We start from the raw sequence: 26,712 nt of genomic DNA on the forward strand, positions 1-26,712 counted from the left end.
TTATCAAGCGGCTTTGGCAGTGCGGCCAAGGAACGGCTCAAAAAACCGCTCAATCTCGCCTAGCACTTCGTCGGGATTGTCGATGAAATTGGCCTTGTTGCGGAAGTCGGCAGAGCCGTGCATCCCTTTGGTGTACCAACCCAGGTGCTTGCGCGCGATTTTTGTGCCGACATCGCGGCCATAGTGGTCAAGCATCCGGTGATAATGCTCAACCAGAACGCTGTATTGCTCATCAAAACTGGGCGTGGGGATCACCTCGCCGGTGCGCCACCAGTGCATTACCTGACCCAAAAGCCATGGTTTGCCATAAGCGCCCCGCCCGATCATCAGACCATCGGCGCCCGATTGTTCCAGCGCTTTTGCCGCATCATTGATCGTGCAAATATCGCCGTTCACGATGACCGGGATGGACACCGCCTCTTTCACCTTGCGGATAAAGGACCAGTCGGCACTGCCTTTATACATTTGGTTGCGGGTGCGGCCATGGACCGTGATCATCTTGACGCCCAAATCCTCGGCAATGCGGGCCATTTCCGGCGCATTAAGGCTTTGATGGTCCCAGCCCATGCGCATTTTGACCGTAACCGGCACATTTACCGCCTTAACGGTGGCTTCCATAAGCTTTGTCGCAGTAGGCACTTCGCGCATCAAAGCAGAGCCGGCAAGCTGCCCCACAACTTTGCGCACCGGGCATCCAAAGTTGATATCGATGATCGCCGCGCCATTGCCCTCTTGCAGCTTTGCCGCCTCACCCATTGAGGCAGGGTCACATCCCACAAGCTGCATCGAAACGGGCTCTTCGGTTTTATCCCATTCCGTTTTTTGCAGCGATTGGCGCGTCTCACGAATGGCCGCTTCACTTGCGACCATTTCTGTCACATTCAGGCCTGACCCATAGCGCCGCACAAGCGTGCGAAACGGCATATCCGTCACACCCGTCATCGGCGCGAGCAGGACCGGCTCATCAATTGTCACAGGACCGATGTGGATCGGCTTTTGAGGAGGAGGTGCTGGAATGTTTGACATGGCTGTAACGGGTGCCGCTCGATAGGGGTGCTTAAATTTTGTGCAGCGCATAGTGGATTGCTAAAGAGGCGTCCAGACCTTAAGCGCTGCGAGTGTATGGTCAGTACCCCGCCCCTCCCCCTATTTGGAGCGCTCATCGTTGCCGCTGGCAAAGGATTGAGAGCGGGCGGCGACACCCCCAAACAGTTTCGCGATTTCTGCGGAAAGCCGGTAATCCGGCACTCGGCCAAGGCTTTGCTTGATGCAGGCGCTGCGCCTTTGATCGTCGTAATTGCAGATGGCGCAGAAGAAGACGCCAGGGCGGCTTTGGCAGGGCTGGATGGATATAGCCTCGTCAAAGGCGGTGCGACACGGCAGGAATCGGTGCGCGCTGGGCTTGAGGCGATGGCTGGCGACGTGCCTGATAGGGTGCTTATCCACGATGCCGCGCGCCCTGATTTGCCTTTCGCCGTGATTGAACGGCTGCTTGATGCGCTCGATCATCACTCTGGCGCGATCCCCACGCTGCCCGTGGTCGATAGCCTTGCTGTGGCGAGCGCGGACGAGACAATGGCAGGTTCGGCTAGCCGCGAAACCTTGCGCCGGGTTCAAACACCGCAAGCGTTCCGCTTTGCCGATATTCTTGCCGCGCACAGGCAATGGGCCGGGACAAACGATGCGGGCGACGATGCTCAAGTGCTTGCAGCAAGCGCAGGTTCAGTCGCGCTTGTCCAAGGGGATGAGCGACTAAAGAAAATCACTTTTGCGGAAGACCTTATGAGCGCCCTTACGATGCCGCCAATGCGTGTCGGCCAAGGATATGATGTCCACCGCCTTCAAGAAGGCGAGGAGCTTTGGCTTTGCGGGATCAAACTTGAGCACACTCACGGGCTTGCGGGGCATTCCGATGCCGATGTGGCGCTCCACGCGATCACTGACGCGGTTCTTGGCGCGGTTGGCGACGGCGACATCGGGACACATTTCCCGCCCAGCGATCCGCAATGGAAAGGCGCGCGTTCCGGTCAATTCCTGGAACACGCGGTGAAGCTCGCCGCGCAAAAAGGATATGCGCTTGGCAATATCGACCTCACCCTCATTTGCGAGGCCCCGAAAATCGGCCCGCACCGCCCTGCTATGCGCGCTGAGGTTGCGCGCCTGACAAGGCTTGGCGAAGACGCGGTTAGTATCAAAGCAACCACCACAGAAAAGCTCGGCTTTACCGGGCGCGGCGAAGGGATCGCTGCGCAGGCCATAGTGTCGTTATTCCTATTGGAGAAAACATCATGAAAACCAAGATTGCCAGCGCTGCCCTGGCTATCACCGCGCTTGCCTCTGGACAGGCCCTCGCAGCACAACAAGCCTGCGTCGAACCTGCCGATCTGGGCGACACGATCACTTACGCCATGCCAATGCTTTACGAAGCGGTTGAAGCGCCGTGCTCTGCCATTTTTGCAAAGAGCGATTTCATGACGAATGAAGCGGACGCCTTCCTCGACCAATTCCGCGAGCGTCAAGACGACGCATGGCCGGGCACTTTGCGCCTTTTGAAAGTCTTTATGGCTCAGCAAGGCGAAAAGAACGGCGGCGAGGATGCTATGGCATCGGCGATTGCGATGATGCCGGAAGACTCGCTGCGTCCCATCGTTGATGTTATCATTGGTCAGATGGTCACGGAACGGATTGCAAAAGAAATCAAGGTGAGCACCTGTTCAGATGTCGCCGAGGCCATGGAACTTATCGCGCCATTGCCGCCTGAGAATATCTCGGGCCTCACAGTGTTTCTTGCCAAGCAGGCGAAGCTTGACGATCCAAAAATCTGCGGTGTGGCAACGTCGCCCGGTTCACCGCCGCCCGTTTATTACGCTCCTGTCCCGCCGGCCGGTCAGTGAGCAGATAATGAGCAATTACCTGCTTGAAGACGAGATCAGCGAACTTGCCGCGCGCGTAGTCGAAGAAAACGCGAAGGCGGGTCGCATGGTCGTAACCGCAGAAAGCTGCACGGGCGGCCTTGTCGCCGGTGCAATTACCGAGATTGCAGGCTCATCAGTTGTGCTTGATCGGGGCTTTGTGACCTATTCGAACGATGCGAAGATGGAAATGCTCGGGGTTGCACAAGACATCATCGAGACCTTTGGCGCGGTGTCGATCGCGTGCGTCTGGTCCATGGCGCAAGGCGCGCTGGAGCGCTCGAATGCTGACGTTGCCGTCGCAGTTAGCGGTGTGGCAGGGCCCGGCGGCGGCACACAGTTAAAGCCTGTGGGAACGGTGGTGTTTGCGCGCGTTTACCGCAATCAAAAAGGTGAGCCTGAGGGTGAACTTAAGCATTTTGAAGGCGGCGATGGCCCAGGCGGGCGCGCTGCGATCAGGCGTCAGGCGACATTGTGTGCGCTTGAGCTGTTATTGCCGTAGAGTTCGCCCGCACGCATTTCAAAGGCGGCCACCATCTTGCGAAAGGCACGGTCGAAATATTGGCCTGCGATCGCCTGAAAAACGCGGTTTTTAAACTCAAAATCGACAGCAAAATCGATCTCGCAAGAGGTGTCGTCGATTGCGCGAAAGGTCCACACATTGTCGAGATCGGACAAAGGTCCATCGACATAATGCACTGCAATTTGCGAGGGCCTCGTCTTCATCACGCGCGAGGTAAAGGTCTCGCGAATGGACTTAAATCCCACGACCATATCGGCCAGCATTTCGGTGTCGCTATCAGAGCGCACTCTTGTGGCGATCACCCACGGCAAAAACTCGCGATACTTCGCCACGTCCGCGACAAGGTCGAACATCTGTTCAGCGCTGTAAGGCAGCCTGCGGGTTTCGCGAATTCCAACCATCAAAGAGCGATACGGTCCGGCTTGCGCGATTTGAGCAGCTTTTCTTCTCGCGCCTTTTTCATAACCGCAAAATCATCGCCAGCATGGTAGCTTGACCGGGTAAGCGGGCTGGAGGCGACCTGAAGGAAGCCTTTGGCACGGCCGATTGTGCCATAGGCTTTGAACGTTTTGGGCGTCACGAACTCTTCAACCTTGGCGTGCTTGGGCGTGGGTTGAAGATATTGACCCATCGTGATGAAATCGACTTCGGCAGAGCGCATGTCGTCCATCACCTGGTGTACTTCCAACCGCTCTTCGCCAAGGCCAAGCATGATGCCGGATTTGGTAAAGATCAATGGATTGTGCGACTTCACCTCTTCGAGCAAGCGGAGCGATGAATAGTAGCGCGCACCGGGTCGAATGGTCGGATAAAGGCGCGGGACCGTTTCGAGATTGTGATTGTAAACGTCAGGACCAGCCTCGCAGATCGCCTCCACCGCTGCGCGCATTTTACCGCGAAAATCGGGCGTCAGAATCTCGATCGTCGTGGAGGGTGTGTTGCGGCGAAGCGCCTCGATGACCTTTACAAACTGCCCTGCCCCGCCGTCGGGCAGATCATCGCGGTCAACGCTGGTGATGACGATGTGTTCAAGCCCCATTTTCGCAGCAGCAACGGCTGTGTTCTCAGGCTCCATCGGATCAACCGCGCGCGGCATTCCGGTCTTAACATTACAGAACGCACAGGCCCGTGTGCACACGTCGCCCAAAATCATCACGGTTGCGTGCTTCTTGGACCAACATTCCCCGATATTGGGACACGCAGCCTCTTCGCACACTGTATTGAGATTAAGCTCACGCATCAGCTTACGCGTCTCATGGTAGCCCTTGCTCACCGGAGCACGGACGCGAATCCAGTCAGGTTTGCGCTGACGCGCCGTTCGTTCTTGGGGGCGTTCGCCTTCGGGAGCGTTTGAAAGGTCATTCATGGCCGCTCATTTAGGCACCTTACCCCTCGCCTGCAAGCCGAGTGAGCCGTAGGCCGCGCGGCCTATACCCAAATTGCAGAACTCGCGATGCCGCCCGATCGTGCGTGATCGGGTGTGTAAGCGGAGGATAAGGGCTCAAGGCTCTTGCCCAAGAGCTTCCACCTATGCTTACAAACCCGCACGATATCCTGAGCATGGAGTGTTCAGGGTTCTCGGGGCGAACGGTTCAAATGAGCCGGCGTCCTGCGCATTTGGGAAGGATTGGGACGTGCCGGAGTATACCGAGCTGCTAAAAGGTTATCGCCGGTTTCGAGAGGACACATATCCTCGTCAAAAAGCACGTTTTGATGAAACCGTCGCCGAGGGTCAGCACCCCAAGTTGATGATTATCGCTTGTTCGGACAGCCGGGTGGACCCTGCGCAGATATTTGACGTTGACCCCGGAGATATCTTCGTTGTCCGCAATGTCGCAGCGCTGGTTCCACCGTTTGAAACATCGCCGGGACAGCACGGTGTATCAGCCGCTGTCGAATTTGCGGTGCAAATGCTGGGGGTGCGCCAGATATTGGTCATGGGCCACGGCAGATGCGGTGGGTGCAAGGCGGCTTTGGCGCAATCGTTTGATGAGGCAGATCCGGGCGAAGGTGCATTTGTCGCCAAATGGGTAAGCCTTCTGAAGGAAGCGCGTGAACCTGTTGCCCGCAAACACGGGACAACAGGTCGAAAGGCTGAACTCGCGATGGAGTTTGCCGCTATTCGCGCCAGCCTCAAAAACCTTCGGACCTTCCCTTGGGTGGCAGAAAAAGAGGCCGCAGGTGAGCTTAAGCTGCGCGGCGCACACTTCTCGATTGTCGAAGGGGTACTCTATTCGCTCGATGAAGAGACAGGCGAGTTTCTCCCCGAGGATTAGGTTGGGACCAACCGCGAACCACAAATAAGAAAGGGGCGCTTGGCATGAAACCCAAGCGCCCCTTTTTATTGTTAGCCTAGCCCGTGTTTATTCGCTTGCGGTCGCCGGTGCAGCCGACGGCATGACAGCAGGTGCTGCGCCTGATTTTGCCGCTTCTTGGTCGATAAAAGCCATCCAAAGCATCGCGATCGGAGCGCGAGTGCCCGAAACGCGGGCAAGCGTCGTGCGAGCAGCGGTGTAATCACCCATGCCAGCCTGAGCGATAGCAAGGCGCGTCAGCTCTTCATTGGTTTCAACCCCAGGCATAGTCAAAGCACGCTCATAAAAGCCTGCTGCCTTGGCGTATTGACCATAGCTGAGGAAGGCATCGCCCGCTGCAACAATCGTGCGAAGACCGGCACCAGACGCCTTGGCATCGCGCTCAAGAGCAGGCAGATCAGCCCGGTCAGCCGCGATACGGCTATTGGCAATGTCCAGGGCCTCGGCAAGGTAAAGGTTGTTTTCCTTCACCACGCCAGATGCCTTGCCCTCTTCAATGACCGTTTTTACCTCGCTTGGGAGGCGACGAGCATCTGCGACTTCGACGTAATAATCGTAGTCCGCTGGATCAATCAGCGCGCCAGCGCTGCGTGAAAGGCGGAACAGGTCCAACATTTCAGCGGGCTGGAAATCATTGAGGTTACGGGCGATGTTGATCGTATCGCGCCAGTTTGTGGAGCTTGGATAATCATTAAGCCACATTGCCGCGACTTCATAAACCTGCGGTGACAGCTCGTTTTCATAAGCCACAGTAAGCCCGCGGCGATACCATGTTTCGTCGACTGGTTGACCTTGTGCCTTTTGCGCCTCGATTGCCTGGGTCAGATAGTCGAAACCGGCGCTATACTCACCGCCCGAAAAGAAGCTTTCCATCATCGCGACGCGCAAACCAGATGCCGTAACGCCTTCAGCGGTGAAATTATTGTCCATCGCAGCCTGAAGATAAGTGCGCGACTTGGGCAGTTGGCCCAACTGGTTCGCAATCTGATAGGCGATGAAGTTATAGCGGCCCAGATTTTCAGGCGGAAGCTTTCCGCTCGCAATCATGAATTCCATACCGCGCAATTGCAGCGCTTGATCCTGCAATTGCGTCCCAGAATTGTAGATCATCTGCCCGCCAGCAAGCTTCTCATCGCTCGAGTTCAGGAAGCCAGCAAGGTTTTCAAGCTTGTTCTTCAAGCCGGTAAGATCGGGGTTCTCGCTCTTGAGCAGTTCATCAAGAGGGACGTAAACTTCGCGGAATTCCGCAGAATAGCCACCGCCGTCGTTTTCGTCCTTCTTCTTTTTGCGCTGCGCCGCTGCCTCAGTCGGGTAAACGGCTGTTGCTACAACCGCGCCGCCTGTTGCCAATGCAATAGCAAGAGCAAGCGATGAGGTGCGTTTGCGTGAGAGAAGCGTAATCATTCGTAGTGCACTCCAAAAAGTCATTGATGGGTCCGCAAAACTGCAATGGGGTGCGGACTGGAATTGTTTCAGCGTGTAAATCGCCCTGCACCGGCCAATGGACGAGCGCGAACATATTTGCAATTTCGAACTAGCTGAAATGGGCTGAATGGCGTTTGAATGGGGATGCCTTGAGCCAATGGCCTAACGCACCTTTTACCAAATGTTACACCCTCCCGGTAGGCGTCCACGCAACCCGTTTTTGCCCGATTGAGGGCTGCCTGGTCCCATTCGCCAAACCAAGTGTGGAAAAAGGTCGAATGTCGCTGCAATGGCGGCTTGTGCATGTGGCGGAAGGGGCAATGAACGCCTACATTGGAACTTCCGGATTTTATCATTGTAAGTAAACAAAAAGGCTCATCAGCTTTGAGTGACGAAAACGACATTATCGACACCCCTCCAGCGTCTCCCGCAGGAGTGTATGAGCGCATCGACATCGTCGATGAGATGAAAACGAGCTATCTCGATTACGCGATGAGCGTGATCGTCAGCCGTGCTCTTCCCGATGTGCGCGATGGATTGAAACCGGTGCACCGCCGGATTTTGTACGCTTCAAAGGTTGGCAATTTCGTTGCCGGGCGCCCTTATGTGAAAAGCGCAAAGATCGTCGGCGATGTGATGGGCGATTACCACCCCCATGGCGACAGCGCGATTTACGACGCCCTTGCCCGTCTGACGCAAGACTGGTCGATGCGAGTGCCTTTGATCGATGGTCAGGGCAATTTTGGTTCGATGGACCCCGATCCACCCGCATCCATGCGTTATACAGAAGCGCGGCTTGCCCGGGTGGCTGATACGCTGCTTGATGATCTTGATAAGGACACGATTGATTTCGTCGACAACTACGATGGCCGTAAGAAAGAGCCATCGGTCCTGCCTGCTCGTTTCCCCAACCTGCTTGTTAATGGCGCAGGCGGTATTGCGGTGGGTATGGCGACCAATGTGCCGCCCCACAACCTTGGCGAGGTGATCGACGGCTGCTTTGCCTTTATGGACAATCCCGCGATCACTTCAGAAGAGTTGATCGAATATATTCCCGGCCCCGATTTCCCGACGGCCCCGTTGATCCTTGGGACAAGCGGCGCGAAGTCGGCCTATACGACGGGTCGCGGCTCTATCCTGATGCGGTGCCGCCACGAGATTGAGACACGCAAAGGCGACCGGGAAAGCATCGTCTTCACCTCCATCCCTTATCAGGTGGGTAAAGCGGGTCTGGTCGAAAAGATCGCGGACGCCGCCAAGGAAAAGCGGATCGAGGGCATTTCCGACATTCGCGATGAAAGTTCGCGCAATGGCGTACGCGTGGTCATCGACCTTAAACGCGATGCGACCGCTGAGGTGGTGTTGAACCAGATCTGGCGTCACACCCCTGCGCAAAGCTCTTTCCCGGCAAACATGCTGGCCATTCGCGGTGGGCGTCCTGAAACGCTGATGCTGCGCGACTTCATTCAGGCGTTCATTCAATTCCGTGAAGAGGTCATCACACGCCGCACCAAGTTTGAGCTTAACCGTGCCCGTGAACGTGCGCACATTTTGCTCGGCCTTGTGGTTGCGGTTTCCAACCTTGACGAAATCGTGGCGATCATTCGCGGCGCGCCAAACCCGGCGACCGCGCGTCAGCGCCTGCTCGCCAAGGAATGGCCGATTGGCGATATTGCGCAATATATCCGCCTGGTTGAGGCGATTGAGCCGTCCGCTGACCAGGAAGGCGGCACTTATCGCCTGTCAGTGCGCCAGGTGAAAGCCATCCTCGACCTGCGTCTCCACCGCCTGACCGCGCTTGGCCGCGATGAAATCGGTGATGAGCTTAAGGAACTGGCCGACCGGATCGAAGAATACCTCGCGATCCTTGGTGACCGGGTGAAGCTTTACGAAGTTATGCGCGAAGAGCTGGAAGAGATCCGCGCCACTTATGCGACGCCGCGGGTGTCCGAGATTGCGCCTGCGTGGGACGGGCTTGACGACGAAGATCTTATTGAGCGCGACGACATGGTCGTGACGGTCACTCTGGATGGTTACATCAAGCGCACGCCGCTCAGCACTTTCCGCGCGCAAAATCGCGGCGGCAAGGGCCGCGCTGGCATGTCGACCAAGGACGAAGATGCAATCGCCGAAATGTTCGTCACATCGACGCACAATCCGGTGCTGTTCTTCTCCACCGCTGGCAAGGTGTACCGGATCAAGGTGTGGAAACTGCCTGAAGGTGGTCCAACCACCCGCGGACGTCCTATCGTAAACCTGCTGCCCGCCTTGGACGACGGGGAGACAATTCAAACCGTTCTGCCCCTTCCCGAAGATGAAGAGACTTGGGGCGCGCTGTCCGTGGTCTTTGCAACCGCCAAGGGCAATGTGCGCCGCAACTCCATGGACGCGTTCAGCAACATTCCATCAAACGGTAAATTCGCCATGCGCTTTGACGAGGATAGCGAAGACCGCTTGATCGGTGTGCGCCTTGTCGAGAACGGCGATGATGTGATGCTCGCATCCAAAACCGGCAAGGCGATCCGCTTTGCCGCCGAAGATGTGCGCGAGTTCACCTCTCGCACCTCGACCGGTGTGCGCGGCATGAAGCTGGCCGATGACAATGAAGTCGTCTCGCTTTCGACCCTCGTCGCAACCGGCACCACTCCTGAAGAACGCGAGCAATACCTCAAATACGCCCCATACAAGGGCGATAAAGAGGGCGAGCCTGACATGACGCCGGAACGCTTTGCGGAGCTTGAGGAGAAGGAGCAATTCATCCTCACCGTATGCGCCAATGGCTATGGCAAGGTCTCAAGCTCTTACGAATACCGCAAGACGGGCCGGGGTGGTCAAGGTGTCGTGAACATCGACAATATCGAACGCAACGGCCCTGTAGTCGCAAGCTTTGTGGTTAGCAAAGGCGATCAGCTGATGCTCGTCACCGATCAGGCGAAACTTATCCGCATGGGACTGGAATCCTTGCGCATTCTTGGTCGCAACACGGCCGGTGTGCGTCTCTTCAATGTCGGCAAGAACGAGCATGTCGTCTCGGCGGTCAAGATCGATGAGACCGAAGAGCCTGAAAACGAGGCTGAAGAAGTGATCGTTGAGGAAATGGTTGAACGGCGTGGCGGCGGGGATGAAACCTCTCCTGAAGGTCCGACCGAAACCGAGTAACCTTGCACCGAACGCTTCCTCCCCTTAGCCTTGCCGCTGAGGGAGAGGGCATTTGGAAATTCAACCATCAGGGCAAGCCTGCGGTGCGACCGTGCGAGGCGTCGACTTGGCAGGCGAACTAACGCCAGCGCTTATGGCCGACATTCACAAGGCGTGGCTGAAGCATAAGGTTCTTGCCTTTGCGGGTCAGCGGATGGACGATGATGCGCTTGAGAGGTTCAGCCTTGCGATGGGTGACTTTGGCGAAGACCCTTTTTTCGACCCTATCGACGGGCGCAAAAACATCGCCGCCATTCAGCGTGAAGCCGATGAAACCAGCCCGTTATTTGCCGAACAATGGCATTCGGACTGGAGCTTTATGGAGCACCCTCCCAAGGCGACTTGCCTGATGGCGGTCGAAATTCCGCCCGTTGGCGGCGACACGATGTTTTGCGATCAGGCGGCAGCCTTTGCGGCGATGCCAGAGGCTCGCAAGGACGAGCTGCGCCAGATCAAGGCGATCCATTCCGCGCGCCGTGGTTATGCGCCCGACGGTCTTTATGGTGACAGTGACAAGGGCCGCAGCATGGCGATTCGTCCCGGCAAAGCGGCCATGGCAACATATACCCACCCCCTCATCAAGCCCCATCCTGAAACGGGCGAGGAAGTGCTTTTTTGCTCGATCAGCTATACCATCGGGTTCGAAGGTATGGACGAACAGGCCGCGATGGCGCTCCTCCTCGATCTCCACCAATGGTGCGATCAAGAACGCTTTCACTACCGCCACAAATGGGAGCCCGGTATACTGGTCATGTGGGACAATCGATGCCTTAATCACAAGGCAACCGGCGGTTATGAAGGGCACCGGCGCGAGCTCCACCGCACCACCATTGCGGCCTAATTCAACGCCTTCTTTGTAAACGCGCTATGCCGTTTGTCAGTACAATAGCGCAATTGGTAGAATACGGACTGCTTGCCGTACTCCGTTTTGCAACTACAACCATAAACGTAAAGCCGAAGGAGGGGCTTTTCCATGCTACGATACGCCTTTGCCGCGAGCCTGTTGGCTTTCTCAACAATGCCGGGACAATTGTCTGCGCAGCAAAACGACGAAGCCGTATCCAAGCCATCACCGGCCAGAATTGCTGGCTACCACGCTGACCTGAGAGAGCTTGGTGCACGCATTAAAGCAGAGCATCCCCGCCCGTTCCGCGTTATTACCGAGACCGATTTCGACGCCCTTATCGAGCGCGAAGTCGCCCAGCTTACCGAAAACTCGACCCGCGCCGATTTCCTATGGGCGATGTCCCATGTGATCGCCTCTATCGGATGCGGGCACAGCGCGCTGCCCTTCTTCAACCAGCAAAATCAGGAAATCTCCATCACGCAGCGCTTCCCGGCGAAAGTGCGCTTTCACGCAGGGCGCCTTTACGTGACCGATCCGATGACCAATTCAGACAGCCTGTCAAAAGGGCAAGAGATCGTCGCAATCAACGGCATATCGGTTCCCCAACTACGAGAGACCATATTCGCTCGGATCACAGCAGACGTCCATCTTCCCACTGCCAAGGATCTGGCTACCAACGTTTACGCAACCGCATATCTTACGTATGCGCTCGAATTTCCGGAGCGATATGCCGTCACCTTGCGCGGGCAAGCAAAGCCGTTGACGCTGAAACCGCTCAATGAGTTTGCTTCCGACCCCGTACTTAGCCCGCTTGATCCGTGCCAAGAGGAGCTTTGCTACGAGCGCGACGAGACGCGCAATATCGGGATCGCGACCCTTAACCGCTTGGACTATTACGGCGGAGAGCGGGCCGACCGTTTTGTGGCGTGGTGGGCGGAGGTCATGGAAGATTTGACCACCAATGATCGCAGTGGATTGCTAATTGATATGCGTGGCGTCCTTGGCGGGTCAGGCAATGCGGGGAGCTATATACTGCGTCATCTGACCGATCAGCCATTCAAATTTTATTCTGCGAACTCTGACAAAAGAGGGCGTGAAAGCCTGTTTCTCACCCAAGAGCCGATCGGCCAAGGATACAATGGAGAGGTTTACATTCTGATCGACGGGATGACCTACTCAGCAGCCCCCCACCTTTTTGCAATCGCACAGTCGAATGGCATCGCGACCCTGATTGGCGCTCCTGCTGGGGGCGGAAAATCGACTAATGACGGCAAACTTCGCTTCACGTCCACCAATGAAGATGTCGAGTATTTTGTCGCTCGGATGATCTTTGAAGTGGAAGCGCCAGAGCTTGGGATTGATGAGGGTGTGGAGCCAGACATCACGCTCACCTACTCGCTTACAGACACGCTTGACCGAACAGACTCCATGCGAGATCGAGCCGTTGATCTGCTTGGGATTGCCGCTTCTCGCCTGTAAAAACGCGAGACTGTTTGAAGCAGGTGGGAGCATGCAGTGATTGGACCGACAAGGCCTATGGGACAGGTTCTTCCCCGCGCAGTGTTTGCACAACTCCCGTTGCGATCATCAATTGTCCTGCGAAATAGAGCGGCCAAATGGCCAAGTCCGGCAATTGTCCCAAATCATATGGTCCCATTCGGCTAAAGATCAGCCAATCGCTGATCACAAACAGGATAGCCCCGATCCCCACCCGGTAACGCGGAAACCGGCTCGTCCACGCTGCTGCTGCCATGGCGCCAAGGGTAACCGAATAAACCGCAATAAGCGGATTATTGCTCAGCAGATACGAAAGTGCAGGTACCGCAATCAAGAGCGTTAGCCCCAAGAGGTTTTGACTGAACGAGGGGTTCTCGCGCCGATTGCGCAGATAAAGCGCGATGGCAACGCAGTGCGAAAGCGCAAAAAGGCCCCCGCCCACTTCAAACCAAAGCTCCAACGCCATGTCCGCAAGCGCCGAAATTGCCAGAGCCGCAGCCACGATGAACCCATCCAGGCCCGGTGCGCGGCGAAGGGCGTAAATCGCCAGAGAGCCCACCCCGGCCCCTTTGAGCAGGATCAGCCAAATCCCGCCAATCGGATTGTCTGACAAAAAGTAATGGGCAAACGCCGCAATCACCCCGGCCAGCAGCAATGGACGATGCTCTACAAGCGCGCGTTTGGGCATGGGTCCCTTCCTCCAACACCGAACAGTCTTGAAGACGGCTTAGCACGAGGCTAGATCGCCCGCCATGACAACACTTTCTAAAACGTATGATGTGCACATCATTGGCGGCGGGCTCGCCGGGTCTGAGGCCGCGTGGCAATTGGCCAATCGCGGTGTGAAAGTGCGTCTTTCTGAAATGCGTGGAAGTGGAGAGATGACCCCCGCCCACCAAACCGATGGGCTTGCGGAATTGGTGTGCTCCAACTCCTTCCGCTCGGACGATGATACCAAGAATGCGGTTGGCCTGCTCCACCACGAGATGCGCCAGCTCGATTCCATTATCATGCGCGCAGGCGAGGTCGCACGCGTACCCGCAGGAAGCGCGATGGCGGTGGACCGAGATGTGTTTTCACAGGAGGTCGAGAAAGCCCTTGGCGACCATCCCAATGTGGAAATCGTGCGCGAGCGGGTCGATCAATTGCCGGATGCTGGCCTCACCATTGTCGCAACAGGCCCTCTGACCGCGCAAAGTCTTGCGGAGAGCATTATCGGCACCACCGGCCACGACCGACTCGCCTTCTTCGATGCCATCGCGCCCATCGTTCACCGCGACAGCATTGATATGTCCAAATGCTGGATCCAATCACGCTGGAACAAGACAACGGCGGCCTCCAATGAAGACGGCGATTACATCAATTGCCCGATGACCAAGGAGCAGTACCTCGCTTTTCATCAAGGTTTGATGGACGGCGAAAAGGGTGAGTTTCAGGAATGGGAAAAGGACACGCCCTATTTCGATGGCTGTATGCCAATCGAGGTCATGGCAGAGCGCGGGGTTGAAACGCTTCGCTATGGTCCAATGAAAGGCGTTGGGCTCGACAACCCGTTTGATACCAATGACGAATTCCCTCAAGGCAAATGGCCTTATGCCGTGGTGCAGCTGCGTCAGGACAATAAGCTGGGCACGCTCTGGAACATGGTGGGTTTCCAGACCAAGCTGAAATACGGCGCTCAGGTGGAGCTTTTTCGCACTATTCCGGGCCTGGAAAACGCAGAGTTTGCGCGGCTTGGTGGCCTGCACCGCAACACTTTCCTCAATTCGCCCGAGGTACTGGACCGCCAGCTTCGACTAAAAGCTGCGCCCCATATCCGTTTTGCCGGCCAAGTGACCGGTTGCGAAGGCTATGTCGAAAGTTCGGCGATTGGCCTTGTCGCTGGCCTTATGACAGCCAAGGAATTGGCGGGCGAAGAATGGACATCCCTTCCGGCAACCACCGCGATGGGTGCGCTGTTGAGCCATATTACCGGCGATGCCGATGCGGCGACATTCCAGCCTATGAATGTGAATTTCGGCCTCTTCCCGCCTTTGCATGAGGTCAAGAAAAAGCAGCGCAAGGAAGCCTATACTTCCCGCGCAAAGGCCGATCTGGCATCATGGATCAACGGCGCGCGCGAGGCCGTGCCCGCCTAACAGTTACAGCGCGGCTTGCGGCTGGGTTTGGGCGCACTTGTCGCAAACTCGGCCTGTGACAACTCGCGATTCCCGTCGCCATCCATTTCGGCAAAGCGGTCTGAGGTGCGCACCGCCCATTCCTCAAAGGTCAGCAGATTGTTGCCGTCCTTATCAAGTTTACGAAAAGCATCTGCCCTGCTCGAAAGCATTTCATTGCGCGTAATTTTGCGGTCGCGGTTGCGGTCGTAGCGGAAAAAACGGCGTTCTTCGCGGGTCAACTCGCTCGCCTCAGGCGGAGCGGGTCCCACCATTTCGCCTGGGTCGCCTTCCGGCAAAGCATCCGGATCGACTTCGACAATCTCTTCGGGCTCAGGAGGCGGCGGCGCATTTGCCTCGACCTGAGCGCGGCCCTGCCACCAGAATACCCCAACACCGGCAAAGACAAGTCCTAACAAAACTCCCAGTACAGTCTGACGCATTGTGACCCTTTCGCTGTCTCACAATGGTTAGAATACATAGGATTAGCGCCCGAAGATAGCCGCTCGTAATGCAGTGATTGATGCACCGCGCCCTTCCATTAGGGGGCGGCCGCCTTTTTCTAATGATCTCAATGCCAAAGCGCCCAATATGGCCACGCCTTTGTAAGGGGCTGACAGTTTTTCCACCCGGTCTGCTCCGCTCAATCCGACTGTGACAAGCATTTCGCGCTCATCTGGTCCTGAGACACTAGTCGCAAGGTCTGCGATAGCCCAAAGCTCAGCCGAGGCGGCCACGCCAGAAGCGCCTCTGACACCCCCCTGATGACCAAATGCAGCCGCCATCGCGCGGCTGCGGCCTTGGGCAAACCTTCGCGCATGGTCCTCGCCAAGGGGCGGTTCTGCCAGAAGTTCCTCCCAACAATCAACAAGAGCAATGAGAGCGGTTTCGCGGCCTACCCAGTGCTTGCCGATAGCGTCCAGCACGACGTCGCCACTGGGGCGCTCCTCGACTGGACGCATCAAAGTCTCGCGCCACCAAGCGAGGCGCATTTGGCCCAGCATTGGCTCGGTAGTGCCTGACAAAATCCGGCCAAGGCGCAAATCGAAGTCAAAGAAAATCGTTAACGCCTCGCGGTAGGCTCGCGGCGTATGGGCCAGTGCAAGCCGTATTTCGGCGGGCAAAATGTCATCTGAAATGGGGGTCATTGCGCATTTGCATAGGCGGTGAGAACGTTGGTTTGTCAAGTTGACGATGATGAAAGCCAGGGGTGACAAAAATGGTTAAAGCGCGGCTGTAAAAGCAATATCTTGTTAACCACCTTACTTCGTAATCCGCTTACCTGCCCTGCGCTATTGCCGTGTCCAATAAAAGTAATCTCGCGAACCAGGCGCGCAAACCCAACTGAGGACGTAGGCAGATGAGGCGGCAATTGAAGCAGCAAAAAGATCATAGCATGTCTTTCTTTCGCAGATTGGCGAAGGATCCGACTGCGAACACGCTTGCCATTTCTGCTGCGTCCCTCGTCCCTGTCATGGCAATGGTCGGCGGCGGCGTCGATGTCAGCCGTTTCTACATGGCCCAAACCCGCCTTCAGGCCGCGTGCGATGCCGGCGCCCTTGCAGCACGGCGAGCCATGGATAACGAGGAATTTAACGACACCCACAAGAAAGTCGGCGAAGACTTTTTTGACACCAATTATCAAAGCGGTCTGTTTGGGCTGACAGAGCTGGAGCGCGATTTCATTGCAAGTGACACAGGTGAGATCGAAGGCACCGCAAGCGGCACTATGCCAACCTCGATCATGGCCGCCTTTGGCTATGACGAATTCGAAATCGAGGTAGGCTGCGAGGCAGACATCAACATCGCTGACACTGACATTATGCTGGTGCTTGACGTTACCGGGTCCATGGCCTGGCGACCTGATGGAACAGACTGCGGTTCGAGCGCTGGCCGCTGGATTGAATGCACTGATTCACGGATTTCAGCTTTGCGGTCCTCCGTGCTCAACTTTTATGACACCGTTGAAGGCGCAGGCTCGTCCCAAGCGCAAATCCGCTACGGCATCGTTCCCTATTCGATGCAGGTCAATGTCGGGAAGCTGCTGAAGCCAGAATGGCTGAAATCCACCCACGAATATGAATCGCGCGAGACGATCCGCACTCTCGACTATAGCTCTCCGGTCGAGCTTAGCGTCGATGTGGTGCGCACTGGCGGTGCTGTTAGTGGAAGCTTTGTCGATACAGGTGACGATGAATCCTTCGACCAGGTCCTGCCGACATATAGCGCTTGTGTGGATGTTGCTTTTAACAATCCGCCGGGCAAAGACGACTATATCGAGCACGACATCGACGATTTCACCCTTGTGTCACAGTCCGATGGCAATCCAAGGGTCTCTGTTTATCAAGGGCCGGCGCGCTTCAAAAGCCTACAGCTTTCTGGAGGCACTTGGTATGGCTCGACCAGCAACACCAACCGCAGGTGCGAGCTAGACTGGAACATCATGTCTTACGAGGCCCCTGCAACGGTCACGATTACCGAAGAAATTCCCTACACGTGGGAGTTCCGCTATGGCGAAGTCTCTTGGCCAATTTCTTCGGTTTACACAAACGATCAGGTCTCCCTCCCAACCGGCAATGACATGGCCAATGTCATACATCCGTGGGATGGCTGTGTTGAAATGCCGCGCACTGCAAACACCGGCACTTTTGATCCGATGCCCAGCAATGCTTTTGACTTGAACATCGACCTTGTCCCATCAACGGAAGAGCAGAAATGGGGCCCTGTTCTCAGGACTGCCACGTTCCAGCGAAAGAACGGATCTGGCAATAACGTTGAGGCCGACGTCAATACCAAGTCAAACTTCGCCAACCCATACACGTCATGCCCTAAACAGGCACGCAAGCTTGCCGAGTTCTCAGCACGCAGCGAGCTGGATGATTATCTAAAGGCCTCCAATGGCTTTATCGCAGATGGCTCGACCTATCTTGATGTCGGGATGATCTGGGGGGCGAAATTGCTCACTCCCAACGGGATCTTCGCATCCGAGAACGCTGCGGCTCCCGACGGGTCGACAATCTCGCGCCACCTGGTGTTCATGACGGACGGCGAAGCTTCTCCAAACGTGACAAGCGCGTCGGCCTATGGCGCTGAATTCTGGGCTCGCAAAATCACCACTGATGGAAACTACGACACCGCTCTTGCACGTCACGAAGCTCGCTTGCAGGTTGTCTGTAGAGCGGTGCGCAACAAGAACATCACCTTGTGGGTGGTCGCCTTTGGCGAAACCTTCCAGGATGCCCTTGGGAACCCGGTGGTCCCCGCTAACCTGCGAAACTGTGCGACCCCAGGACGCTCTTATGTCGCCGCGAACGAAGCCCAGCTCAATGTGGCTTTCCAGGATATCGCTGAAAAAATCGCAGACTTGAGGTTGACGAAATAATGCCAAACTTCCTCCAAAAACCCCTGCGCTCTGATGAGAATGGGGCAACGCTCGTGGAATTTGCGATCGTTGCGCCGGTTCTCATGATGGTGATCATGGGCATTTTCGACATGGGCCATACCCAATACACCTCTGCCCTGATGAACGGCGCGATGCAAAAAGCAGGCCGCGACCTCACCTTGCAAAGCGCAGGCGCCACTGAGAGCGCTGTTGACGCAGCAGTGGTTAATCAGGTGACATCAGTGGTCCCAGCCAGCGCCGAGATCGAGCTCGTCAAGCTTTCTCACTATGAGTTTGAAGATATTGGCGAGGAAGAAGAATACACCGATGATAACGGTGACGGAGAGTGCAACAACAACGAACCCTTCATCGATTACAACAACAATGGCGTGTGGGACGACAATCGCGGAACGGCGGGTCTTGGCGGAGCGAAAGACGCAGTGCTTTACACCGTCAACGTCAGCTATGACCGTTTGTTTCCCATGGCCGGATTGGCTGGGCTCCCTGAAAAAGTTGAATTGAGCGCTTCCACAGTGCTGCGCAACCAGCCCTATGCCGAACAGGTAATCGTACTCTCCCAAGGAAATTGCTCGTGATGAAAGCAAAACAATCTCCCCTCGCGCGTCTGCGCGGCTCGGTCAGCAAACTGCGCGGCCTTGGCCGTGACACCTCTGCCGTAGCCTTGGTCGAGTTCGCCTTTGCCGCTCCGCTCGTCCTGGGCATGGGAATGATGGGAACAGAGACCGCCTATTTCGCTGTCTCTCATATGCAAATCAGTCAGATTGCCATGCAGGTTGCCGATAACGCCTCGCGCGTGGGGGTGAGCGATCTGGCAGCTCAACTTGTTTTTGAAGACGACATCAACGGCACATTTGTGGGCGCTGAACGCCTTGGTGAACGCTTCGACATTTTCGGACGTGGGCGCATTATCATCTCCAGCCTTCAGGAGAATTCGGTCGGCGGGCAATGGATCGCATGGCAGCGTTGCCGGGGCGCCAAGGTTGTGCAATCCAAATATGGACCTGAGGGAACAGGCGCGGGCGACGTGTCGTTTCTGGGCATGGGGGATGACCCCTCCGCACTAATCAAAGCGAGCCCGAACACCGCTGTGATGTTCGTGGAAGTCTATTACGACTATGAGCCGATCACGCCATTGGAGTTTTTTGGCGATCAGTCGCTGAGATACACGGCCGCATTCAATATTCGCGACGTTCGCGACCTGAGCGGCCTGCGCCAAACGAACCCGGCTAGCCCGGTCTCTTCATGCAGCGTATACTCAGCGGATCGGCCTACATAAGAGCCGGGGCCCTAAGCATTCAGGAGAGAGCAGCTCTCGCGTGCCCTCTCCCAAACGCTCCTACTTGTAGCAAACCTTCTTGACCGCTTCGACGATGCGCGGCGCATCAATCAGCGCAAGCTTTTCAAGATTGGCAGCATAGGGCAGCGGCACGTCCTCGTTGCACACGCGCGTGACGGGTGCATCAAGGTCGTCAAAGCCTTCTTCCATACAGATCGTCGTGATTTCCGAAGCGATCGAGCACGTCGGCCAACCCTCTTCGGCGATGACCAGACGATTGGTCTTGGCAAGGCTTTTGAGCACGGTTTCCTTGTCCAGCGGGCGCAGAGTGCGAAGGTCGATAACCTCTGCATCAATGCCTTCTGCCGCCAGTGTTTCTGCCGCTTCAAGCGCAAGCCCTACACCGATGGAATAACTGACGATGGTCGCGTCCTTGCCCTCACGCATGATCCGCGCTTTACCGATAGGCAGGACGTGATCGTCAAGGTCAGGCACATCAAAGCTGCGACCGTAAACAAGCTCGTTTTCAAGGAAGACAACGGGGTCTTCTGAACGGATAGCGGCCTTCATCAGGCCTTTCGCATCGGACGCATCATAGGGCGCAATCACGATAAGGCCGGGAACGCTGGCGTACCATGGGCCATAGTTCTGGCTGTGCTGAGCGCCCACACGGCTTGCCGCGCCGTTAGGACCCCTGAACACGATAGGGCAACGCATCTGGCCACCAGACATATAGTTGGTCTTGGCCGCAGAGTTGATGATGTGGTCAATCGCCTGCATTGCGAAGTTGAACGTCATGAACTCGACGATAGGACGAAGCCCGCCCATCGCAGCCCCTGTACCGATGCCGGCAAAACCGTATTCGGTGATCGGCGTATCGATTACGCGTTTAGGGCCAAACTCGTCGAGCAGACCTTGCGTGACCTTATACGCGCCCTGATACTCGGCGACTTCCTCACCCATGACGAACACACGCGAGTCAGCGCGCATTTCCTCGGCCATACCATCGCGCAATGCCTCGCGGACGGTGGTCGGGGTGAAGCTTGTGCCTTCAGGGATCGCGGGATCGCTTGCACGTACGGCAGGCGCTGAAGGTGGTGCCGGCGATGGCGCCGGGGAAGGTGACGGCGCGGCTGTCGGCGCAGGGGTGGGAGCGGGCGTCGAAGCGGCCTCTTCCCCCTCGCCTTCCATATGAGCAATGACAGTACCAACCGCGACGTTTTCAGTGCCTTCAGCGACAAGGATCTTCGAGAGCACACCCTCATCGATGGCTTCAAATTCCATCGTTGCTTTGTCGGTTTCGATTTCAGCGATAATATCACCGGGCTCAATCGTATCGCCTTCCGATTTCAACCAGCGGGCGAGTGTACCTTCTTCCATCGTAGGAGAGAGCGCAGGCATTTTGAGTTCAATAGCCATGGATCAATACTCCTCCACCAGAACATCGGTGTAGAGTTCGCCTGGAGCTGGCTCGGGTGAGCTTTCGGAGAAGTCAGCCGCTTCGGTCACCACCTTGCGAATATCCTTGTCGATTGCCTTGAGGTCCGCTTCATCATGGCCGCCCTCGATCAGAGTTTTCTTCAACCGTTCAATCGGGTCGTGCTTCTCGCGCTGTTCTTGCACTTCGTCGCGGGTGCGGTACTTGGCTGGGTCGGACATAGAGTGTCCGCGATAACGATAGGTGTTGAGCTCCATCAAGACCGGGCCCTTGCCCTCGCGCACGTGCTTGAAGGCGACTTCGGCTGCGGCGCGTACTTCGAGCACGTCCATGCCGTTAACATCCATTCCGGGGATGCGGAACGCGGTGCCGCGGCGGTGAAAGCGGGTTTCCGCAGACGAGCGTGAGCTTGACGTGCCCATCGCGTATTGGTTGTCTTCAACCACGAACACGATTGGCAGCTTCCAAAGCGCCGCCATGTTGAATGTCTCGTAAACCTGTCCCTGGTTCGCCGCGCCATCGCCGAAGTAAGCAAGGCACAGCCCGCCGTCTTCATTGTACTGGTGAGTAAGGGCAAGGCCCCCACCCAGAGCGACCTGCGCACCCACAATGCCGTGGCCGCCGTAAAACTTATGCTCGGTCGAGAACATATGCATCGAGCCGCCCTTGCCCTTGGAAATCCCGGCTTCGCGGCCCGTAAGCTCTGCCATGATAACCTTGGGATCAATCCCGTAAGCAAGCATATGGCCGTGGTCGCGGTATCCGGTGATGACGCTGTCACGGTCATTGTCGAGCGCCGATTGAAGGCCAATCGCAACCGCTTCCTGTCCGATGTAAAGATGGCAAAAACCGCCAATCAGGCCGAGACCATAAAGCTGGCCCGCTTTCTCTTCGAACCGGCGGATGAGAAGCATCTGCTTGTAAAACTCCAGCATCTGCTCGTCTGTTGCGGCAAAGCGCTTTGCTTCTTCAAACTCTTCCTGAAGCGAATGCAGGATGAAATCCGTGTCATCCGATGGTGCGGCAGAAGCAACCGGCTTCTTCGCGGCCTTAGCGGCTGGTTTTTTGGCCAAGTGGAGATCCCTTCTCTCTCAATTCCTTCGTTTTGATGATTTCACCAAAACGACCGTCTCAAAAAGGCTATAGGCACCACAAACAGGGTTACGCAACGGCAACAGGGCTGAATAGGTATTAAATTACCAATTAGGTTATTCTTGTGATTTCGCGCAACCAAAAGAGCGCAAAATCAATCACTCATCCTCGAGCGTGACCACAATCTCGTCTGGATGAATCACGCCAAGGTCTTTGCGAACCAGCTCACCAACCAAATCCGGATCCGCGCCATTGGGGTCGAGCAGGTCAACCCTGTTCTTCAACGCATCACGCTTATCCGAGAGCATCGCAATGCGCGCCTCACGTTCGGCCAGCACTTCGGAATTTTCAGCCCAAGCCAAAAGCCCCGTTGGCCCGGCAATCGCGCCAACTGTCAGCACGACAAGCAAAACAAGCGCGAAGCTTTGTTTCACATGTTCTCTTGGCTGTTTGCGCATTTAGTCCCAATCCCCTGAAGGGCTCCTCGTCGTCCCTGATCCAAGCGCACAGAATCACAGTTAACGTGTGCTTGCAAGCGAAATACGTTCAGGCAAAGGTTTTGACGGCCAATTGCCCGAAAATAATCCCTAATATGAGCGCGGCAGACCCAAAACGTGTTCGGCCAGATAGGACAGGATCAGATTGGTTGAGATCGGAGCAACCGTGTAGAGCCGCGCCTCGCGGAATTTGCGCTCAACGTCGTATTCCTCGGCAAAGCCAAAACCGCCAAAGGTTTGAACACACATATCCGCTGCGGCCCAGCTTGCCTCTGATGCCAGGAGCTTGGCCATATTGGCCTCTGCCCCCGGATTGCCGCCTTCATCATACACTTTGGCTGCGTGCTGAACCATGAGTTCTGCTGCACAGGTTTGCGCATAAGAGCGAGCGATTGGAAACTGGACGCCCTGGTTTTGGCCAATGGGCCGGGCAAAGACATTGCGGTCGCTGGCATAGGTCTTGGCCTGCTCGACAAACCACTTGGCATCGCCAATGCACTCAGCCGCGATCAGGATGCGTTCTGCGTTCATGCCAGAAAGGATGTAGCGAAAGCCCTTGCCCTCTTCGCCGACAAGGCTGCTTGCCGGGATGCGCAGATCATCGAAGAACACCTCGCACGAGGAATGGTTCATCATGGTCCGAATGGGCTTGATGCTCATCCCGTTTTTAAGCGCCTCTTGCATATCGACGAGGAAGATCGAGAGGCCCTCGGTCTTTTTCTCCACCTGATCGCGCGGCGTGGTTCTGGCCAACAGCATCATAAGGTCGGAATGCTCTGCGCGGCTGGTCCAGATCTTTTGGCCGGAGACGACATACTCATCCCCGTCCCGCACGGCTTTTGTCTTGAGGCTTAGAGTATCGGTGCCGCTGGTTGGCTCTGACACGCCGAACGCCTGCAGCCTAAGATCGCCCGATGCAATACGCGGTAAATACTGCGCTTTCTGCTCATCAGAGCCATAGCGCAGCAGCGTGTTCATAATGTACATTTGCGCGTGGGCCGAGCTGCCGTTGCAACCGGTCGCCTGAATCTCTTCCATAATGACGCAGGCTTGATGCAAAGTGAGGCCGCTTCCGCCGTATTCTGCAGGGATGAGAGCGGCGAGAAACCCCGCCTTGGTCAGAGCATCGACAAACTCACCCGGATATTCGCGCGCAGCGTCCTTGGTGCGCCAGTACTCGCCTGGAAACCCCTCACACAGTGCCCGCACTGAGCGGCGGATTTCAGCCAGATCTTCGGTTTCATTCATTCTCGTTTATCTCAATCCCTATCGTCAGGCTCTACCGCCCCTTCGCCGCAACCAATTCCACCACTAAGCTTTGCATTGCAATGGCGGGTTTGTGAAAATTTGGAACGATCCCCGATGAGAGCGGGTTGATGTGGCAAAGAAGGACCCTCGACACACCTATGTTTCAAACAGTTTTTGACCAAATCGATGCGATGGCGCAGAGCGCTGTCGCCTCGCTTCCCTCGCTTGCAATCGCGGCCGTTATTCTGGCCATTACGTGGATGATCGCCAAATCTGCGACCAAGATAAGCGCGCGCCTTATTGGCAAAATCGATCTGCGCCCATCTTTGCGCGAAACCCATATCCGCGCCCTCTCCGGCGAACTCCACGTGCTTCCCAACTCAATCCTGTTCAAAGCCCCCCTCGAAGTCGTAACCGACCTTGATGAAGCAGGTATAGAAATCCCCTTCCCCTATATCACACATACGTTCAAAGAGGCTGTGCCATTGGGAGAGCGGCAACGCAAAGCCGCCTGATTGGGCGTACTCTGATAGTGGATGCGATCTCTCCCCGAACGAAGATTGGGAGAGATTGCCCTTGCAGATCATCAAACACGACCCCGCCCGTTTTGCAGAAATCCCTGATTACCCTTTTGCTGAGAATTGGCAGGCCGTCGATCTTGGCGAGGGGCTTACGGGCCGGATGCATTATGTCGATGAAGGGCCCAAAGACGCGCCCGCCGTGCTTTTGTTTCATGGTGAACCCAGCTGGAGCTTCCTTTATCGCAAGATGATCCCGGTGCTGGTCGATGCAGGTCTTCGCTGCCTTGCGCCTGACCTTATTGGTTTTGGGAAAAGCGACAAACCCGATGACATTGGCTTTTACACTTACGACCGCCACGTCAGCTGGCTTAGCCAATGGCGCGATGCGGTTGTGCCACAGGATGCTGGGCTTTTTTGTCAGGACTGGGGCGGGCTCTTGGGTCTGCGCATGGTCGGCGAAGCGCCGCATCGTTTCCAGTATGTCGTAGCAAGCAATACGTTTCTCCCAACCGGAGGCACGCCCTCGCCCGCATTCCTCGCGTGGCGCGAATTTGCCAAGTCATCGCCAGAATTTCAGATCGGTGAGCTCCTGCAACGCGCAACCGCGACCGAACGAACCGTGGCTGAGATTGCCGCCTATGACGCGCCCTTCCCCGATGAACCGAGCAAAGCGGGCGCACGCGCTTTCCCTGCGCTCGTCCCGGTTGAAGACGGGATGGACGGGATTGAACAGAACAAGGCTGCCTGGAAAGGGTTAGCGGGCTTCGACAAGCCATTCCTGACACTTTTCGGAGAAGATGACCCGGTAACAGGCGGCCTTGCACAGCCCCTGATCGACAAGATCGAAGGGGCCAAGGATCAACCACACGGTATGCTTTCAACCTGCGGCCACTTTTGTCAGGAAGACCGTCCCGTGGAACTTGCTCAAGCCGTGATCGATACAGCCAAGAAGGCGGGCGTACTCTGACCCAAGACACCCACGCGCAGAGCAGCGGCACGATCGCCGCCCCTGCGCCAACTTATCTCACCAAACGGCAAGAATACGCTCTTGCAGTCACGATTTCGGTCGTGTGTGCAAACGCCTATTACATCCATCCGATCATCAGCGAGGTGGCGGATGCCTTTGGCGTGGGCAAAGCGGAAATCGGGATTGTGCCTGCGCTTAACCAGTTGGGGCTGGCGCTTGGCATATTTCTGCTGCTCCCATTGGGTGATCGATATTCGAACAGACGCCTTACGCTGATTTTTGTGTGTGCGCAGTGCGTGTGCCTTCTTGGCATGGCATTGTCTGGTAGCTTTGCGCTTTTCACCTTTGCCTCGACCCTCTTGGGCTTTGTGACGATTGCGCCTTACCTGATCCCGGCGTTTGCCTCCAAAAGGGTGGCGCCCGAACGCCTTGGTCAGGTGACAGCGCTTTTGACAGCAGGGCTTGTCTTTGGCGTCCTTTTTTCGCGCGTCATTGCAGGTGTTGTGGCAGAACAATTCGGCTGGCGGACGGTCTATTGGGGCGCTGTCACCTTGATGGCATTGGTCAGCATTGTGCTGCCCTTCGTAATGCGGGTAGAAGACGCGCAAGGACCCAAGGCAAGCAAAGAGCCGCAGGAAAGCTATGGGGCGCTCCTTGCCTCTGTTTTCTCCTTGGCAAAATCGCACAAGGACATGGCGCTATCCGGGGTCATACAGGGCCTGAACTTTGGAAGCTTTATAGCGCTGTGGCTTGGTCTAGCCTTGCATTTGACGAGCGAGCAGATGGGATACGGCGTCGATACGGTGGGTTATCTTGCCGGGATCGGGCTGGTCAGCGTCTTTCTAACCCCGCGCCTTGGCAAATGGGCAGATCGCATTGGAGCCAGACGCGCAAGGCTCACCGTCAGCTTTATCCAGCTTGTCGGCATTGCCATGCTTTACCCATTGGGATGGAATGTCTGGACGCTGATTATCCCGCTGGTCATTATCAATGCGGTTGGCCCCACGGTCGATGTGACCGGACGCATGACGTTCCTTTCCCTTGAACCCGAAATCCGCACCCGGCTTAGCACCACTTATGTTGTGCTGATGTTTATCGGCGGGGCGATGGGAAGTATCCTTGGAACAAGCGTCTTTGATTGGGGCGGATGGGCAGGCACCTATGCATTGGTGCTGTCCATGTCGCTGGGCAATGTAACGCTTTGCTTCCTTGCGCAAGGTTCCCGGCAAAAGCCCCTTACGTAGCAGTCCCTATGCATTTGGTAGTGTTCTTTAGCGTTGATGCGTCTAGAGAAATGAAGAGCTCGCTACGGGACACACCGAAAGCAGAAGTACCTAACGCTTCTTCTCTCCGGTGCGGTTAAGTCCGATTTCGCCCGAACGTTCTCAAAGCCACCC

At 56.3% G+C, this 26,712-nt stretch carries 25 protein-coding genes; 14 read left to right on the forward strand and 11 right to left on the reverse strand.

The features are described 5' to 3' along the window. Positions 1 to 3: 3 nt before the first annotated feature. Positions 4 to 1,026 (reverse strand): tRNA dihydrouridine synthase DusB, encoded by a 1,023-nt coding sequence (dusB, locus tag EH31_RS01950; protein ID WP_034957727.1) that lies wholly within the window; start codon positions 1,024 to 1,026, stop codon positions 4 to 6. A gap of 96 nt (positions 1,027 to 1,122) precedes the next feature. Here dusB and EH31_RS01955 point away from each other — a divergent pair, with 96 nt between their 5' ends. The 3 genes from EH31_RS01955 to EH31_RS01965 are packed head-to-tail and all read left to right on the forward strand — an operon-like array spanning position 1,123 to position 3,414. Then, entirely contained in the window at positions 1,123 to 2,292 is a 1,170-nt protein-coding gene (locus EH31_RS01955) for a bifunctional 2-C-methyl-D-erythritol 4-phosphate cytidylyltransferase/2-C-methyl-D-erythritol 2,4-cyclodiphosphate synthase (protein ID WP_034957728.1), read from the forward strand. Continuing rightward, positions 2,289 to 2,894: a hypothetical protein gene (locus EH31_RS01960; RefSeq protein WP_034957729.1), complete on the forward strand. Its 606-nt coding sequence runs from the start codon at positions 2,289 to 2,291 to the stop codon at positions 2,892 to 2,894. The genes EH31_RS01955 and EH31_RS01960 overlap by 4 nt, the downstream gene beginning before the upstream one ends. Positions 2,895 to 2,901: 7 nt before the next feature. Beyond that, positions 2,902 to 3,414, forward strand: coding sequence for a CinA family protein (locus EH31_RS01965; RefSeq protein ID WP_034958789.1), 513 nt, complete (start codon positions 2,902 to 2,904; stop codon positions 3,412 to 3,414). On the opposite strand, the gene EH31_RS01970 is transcribed toward EH31_RS01965, so the two are convergent. Both EH31_RS01970 and lipA read right to left on the reverse strand, forming a co-directional pair. Then, complete coding sequence (locus EH31_RS01970; protein WP_034957730.1) at positions 3,375 to 3,836, reverse strand: type II toxin-antitoxin system RatA family toxin; 462 nt, start codon at positions 3,834 to 3,836, stop codon at positions 3,375 to 3,377. The genes EH31_RS01965 and EH31_RS01970 overlap by 40 nt on opposite strands. After that, positions 3,836 to 4,801, reverse strand: a complete 966-nt coding sequence (gene lipA / locus EH31_RS01975) for a lipoyl synthase (protein ID WP_034957731.1) — start codon at positions 4,799 to 4,801, stop codon at positions 3,836 to 3,838. Before lipA ends, EH31_RS01970 begins: the two co-directional genes overlap by 1 nt. Before the next feature lie 268 nt (positions 4,802 to 5,069). Here lipA and EH31_RS01980 point away from each other — a divergent pair, with 268 nt between their 5' ends. Then, on the forward strand, positions 5,070 to 5,711 hold the full coding sequence (locus tag EH31_RS01980; RefSeq protein WP_034957733.1) for a carbonic anhydrase: 642 nt from the start codon (positions 5,070 to 5,072) through the stop codon (positions 5,709 to 5,711). 87 nt (positions 5,712 to 5,798) lie between these two features. On the opposite strand, the gene EH31_RS01985 is transcribed toward EH31_RS01980, so the two are convergent. Further along, on the reverse strand, positions 5,799 to 7,154 hold the full coding sequence (locus tag EH31_RS01985) for a hypothetical protein (RefSeq protein WP_034957735.1): 1,356 nt from the start codon (positions 7,152 to 7,154) through the stop codon (positions 5,799 to 5,801). A 405-nt stretch (positions 7,155 to 7,559) separates the two neighbouring features. Here EH31_RS01985 and gyrA point away from each other — a divergent pair, with 405 nt between their 5' ends. From gyrA to EH31_RS02000, 3 genes are all read left to right on the forward strand, one after another. Beyond that, entirely contained in the window at positions 7,560 to 10,334 is a 2,775-nt protein-coding gene (gene gyrA, locus EH31_RS01990; protein ID WP_034958792.1) for a DNA gyrase subunit A, read from the forward strand. Between the two features lie 52 nt (positions 10,335 to 10,386). After that, positions 10,387 to 11,214, forward strand: coding sequence for a TauD/TfdA dioxygenase family protein (locus tag EH31_RS01995; RefSeq protein ID WP_034957737.1), 828 nt, complete (start codon positions 10,387 to 10,389; stop codon positions 11,212 to 11,214). 132 nt (positions 11,215 to 11,346) lie between these two features. Further along, a complete protein-coding gene (locus EH31_RS02000) occupies positions 11,347 to 12,699 on the forward strand; it encodes a S41 family peptidase (RefSeq protein ID WP_081853174.1) in 1,353 nt (450 codons plus the stop codon). 55 nt (positions 12,700 to 12,754) lie between these two features. Here EH31_RS02000 and EH31_RS02005 read toward each other — a convergent pair whose 3' ends face one another. Further along, the gene (locus tag EH31_RS02005; protein WP_034957740.1) at positions 12,755 to 13,405 is read right to left on the reverse strand and encodes a lysoplasmalogenase family protein; all 651 of its coding nucleotides are present in this window, start codon (positions 13,403 to 13,405) and stop codon (positions 12,755 to 12,757) included. A gap of 64 nt (positions 13,406 to 13,469) precedes the next feature. Between EH31_RS02005 and trmFO the strand changes: the two genes are divergently transcribed. Next, positions 13,470 to 14,855 carry a methylenetetrahydrofolate--tRNA-(uracil(54)-C(5))-methyltransferase (FADH(2)-oxidizing) TrmFO gene (gene trmFO, locus EH31_RS02010; RefSeq protein ID WP_034957742.1) on the forward strand — a complete coding sequence of 462 codons (1,386 nt, stop codon included), beginning with the start codon at positions 13,470 to 13,472 and terminating at the stop codon, positions 14,853 to 14,855. Here trmFO and EH31_RS02015 read toward each other — a convergent pair. Continuing rightward, positions 14,852 to 15,316, reverse strand: a complete 465-nt coding sequence (locus EH31_RS02015; RefSeq protein ID WP_034957743.1) for an EF-hand domain-containing protein — start codon at positions 15,314 to 15,316, stop codon at positions 14,852 to 14,854. The genes trmFO and EH31_RS02015 overlap by 4 nt on opposite strands. 42 nt (positions 15,317 to 15,358) lie before the next feature. Next, on the reverse strand, positions 15,359 to 16,021 hold the full coding sequence (locus EH31_RS02020) for a hypothetical protein (protein WP_034957744.1): 663 nt from the start codon (positions 16,019 to 16,021) through the stop codon (positions 15,359 to 15,361). Positions 16,022 to 16,269: 248 nt separating this feature from the next. Here EH31_RS02020 and EH31_RS02025 point away from each other — a divergent pair, with 248 nt between their 5' ends. The 3 genes from EH31_RS02025 to EH31_RS02035 are packed head-to-tail and all read left to right on the forward strand — an operon-like array spanning position 16,270 to position 19,552. Further along, positions 16,270 to 18,255 (forward strand): Tad domain-containing protein, encoded by a 1,986-nt coding sequence (locus EH31_RS02025; protein WP_034957745.1) that lies wholly within the window; start codon positions 16,270 to 16,272, stop codon positions 18,253 to 18,255. Continuing rightward, positions 18,255 to 18,851 (forward strand): TadE/TadG family type IV pilus assembly protein, encoded by a 597-nt coding sequence (locus EH31_RS02030; RefSeq protein ID WP_034957746.1) that lies wholly within the window; start codon positions 18,255 to 18,257, stop codon positions 18,849 to 18,851. Before EH31_RS02025 ends, EH31_RS02030 begins: the two co-directional genes overlap by 1 nt. Continuing rightward, positions 18,851 to 19,552, forward strand: coding sequence for a TadE/TadG family type IV pilus assembly protein (locus tag EH31_RS02035; protein WP_051698863.1), 702 nt, complete (start codon positions 18,851 to 18,853; stop codon positions 19,550 to 19,552). The genes EH31_RS02030 and EH31_RS02035 overlap by 1 nt, the downstream gene beginning before the upstream one ends. Positions 19,553 to 19,612: 60 nt before the next feature. Here EH31_RS02035 and EH31_RS02040 read toward each other — a convergent pair whose 3' ends face one another. The 4 genes from EH31_RS02040 to EH31_RS02055 all read right to left on the reverse strand — a co-directional run bounded on the left by EH31_RS02040 (position 19,613) and on the right by EH31_RS02055 (position 23,827). Then, positions 19,613 to 20,971 carry a pyruvate dehydrogenase complex E1 component subunit beta gene (locus EH31_RS02040; RefSeq protein WP_034957747.1) on the reverse strand — a complete coding sequence of 453 codons (1,359 nt, stop codon included), beginning with the start codon at positions 20,969 to 20,971 and terminating at the stop codon, positions 19,613 to 19,615. 3 nt (positions 20,972 to 20,974) lie between these two features. Then, positions 20,975 to 22,063: a pyruvate dehydrogenase (acetyl-transferring) E1 component subunit alpha gene (gene pdhA, locus EH31_RS02045; RefSeq protein ID WP_034957748.1), complete on the reverse strand. Its 1,089-nt coding sequence runs from the start codon at positions 22,061 to 22,063 to the stop codon at positions 20,975 to 20,977. 177 nt (positions 22,064 to 22,240) lie between these two features. Continuing rightward, positions 22,241 to 22,516 (reverse strand): FtsB family cell division protein, encoded by a 276-nt coding sequence (locus EH31_RS02050; protein ID WP_338390467.1) that lies wholly within the window; start codon positions 22,514 to 22,516, stop codon positions 22,241 to 22,243. Positions 22,517 to 22,669: 153 nt separating this feature from the next. After that, the gene (locus EH31_RS02055; protein ID WP_034957750.1) at positions 22,670 to 23,827 is read right to left on the reverse strand and encodes an acyl-CoA dehydrogenase family protein; all 1,158 of its coding nucleotides are present in this window, start codon (positions 23,825 to 23,827) and stop codon (positions 22,670 to 22,672) included. Positions 23,828 to 23,985: 158 nt separating this feature from the next. Here EH31_RS02055 and EH31_RS02060 point away from each other — a divergent pair, with 158 nt between their 5' ends. From EH31_RS02060 to EH31_RS02070, 3 genes are all read left to right on the forward strand, one after another. Next, positions 23,986 to 24,342, forward strand: a complete 357-nt coding sequence (locus tag EH31_RS02060; RefSeq protein ID WP_034957751.1) for a mechanosensitive ion channel family protein — start codon at positions 23,986 to 23,988, stop codon at positions 24,340 to 24,342. 61 nt (positions 24,343 to 24,403) lie between these two features. After that, complete coding sequence (locus EH31_RS02065) at positions 24,404 to 25,315, forward strand: haloalkane dehalogenase (RefSeq protein WP_034957752.1); 912 nt, start codon at positions 24,404 to 24,406, stop codon at positions 25,313 to 25,315. Continuing rightward, entirely contained in the window at positions 25,243 to 26,559 is a 1,317-nt protein-coding gene (locus EH31_RS02070) for an MFS transporter (protein WP_241765801.1), read from the forward strand. Before EH31_RS02065 ends, EH31_RS02070 begins: the two co-directional genes overlap by 73 nt. Positions 26,560 to 26,712: the final 153 nt, after the last annotated feature.

The sequence above is a fragment of the Erythrobacter longus genome (assembly GCF_000715015.1).
GTDB classification, from domain to species: Bacteria; Pseudomonadota; Alphaproteobacteria; order Sphingomonadales; family Sphingomonadaceae; genus Erythrobacter; species Erythrobacter longus.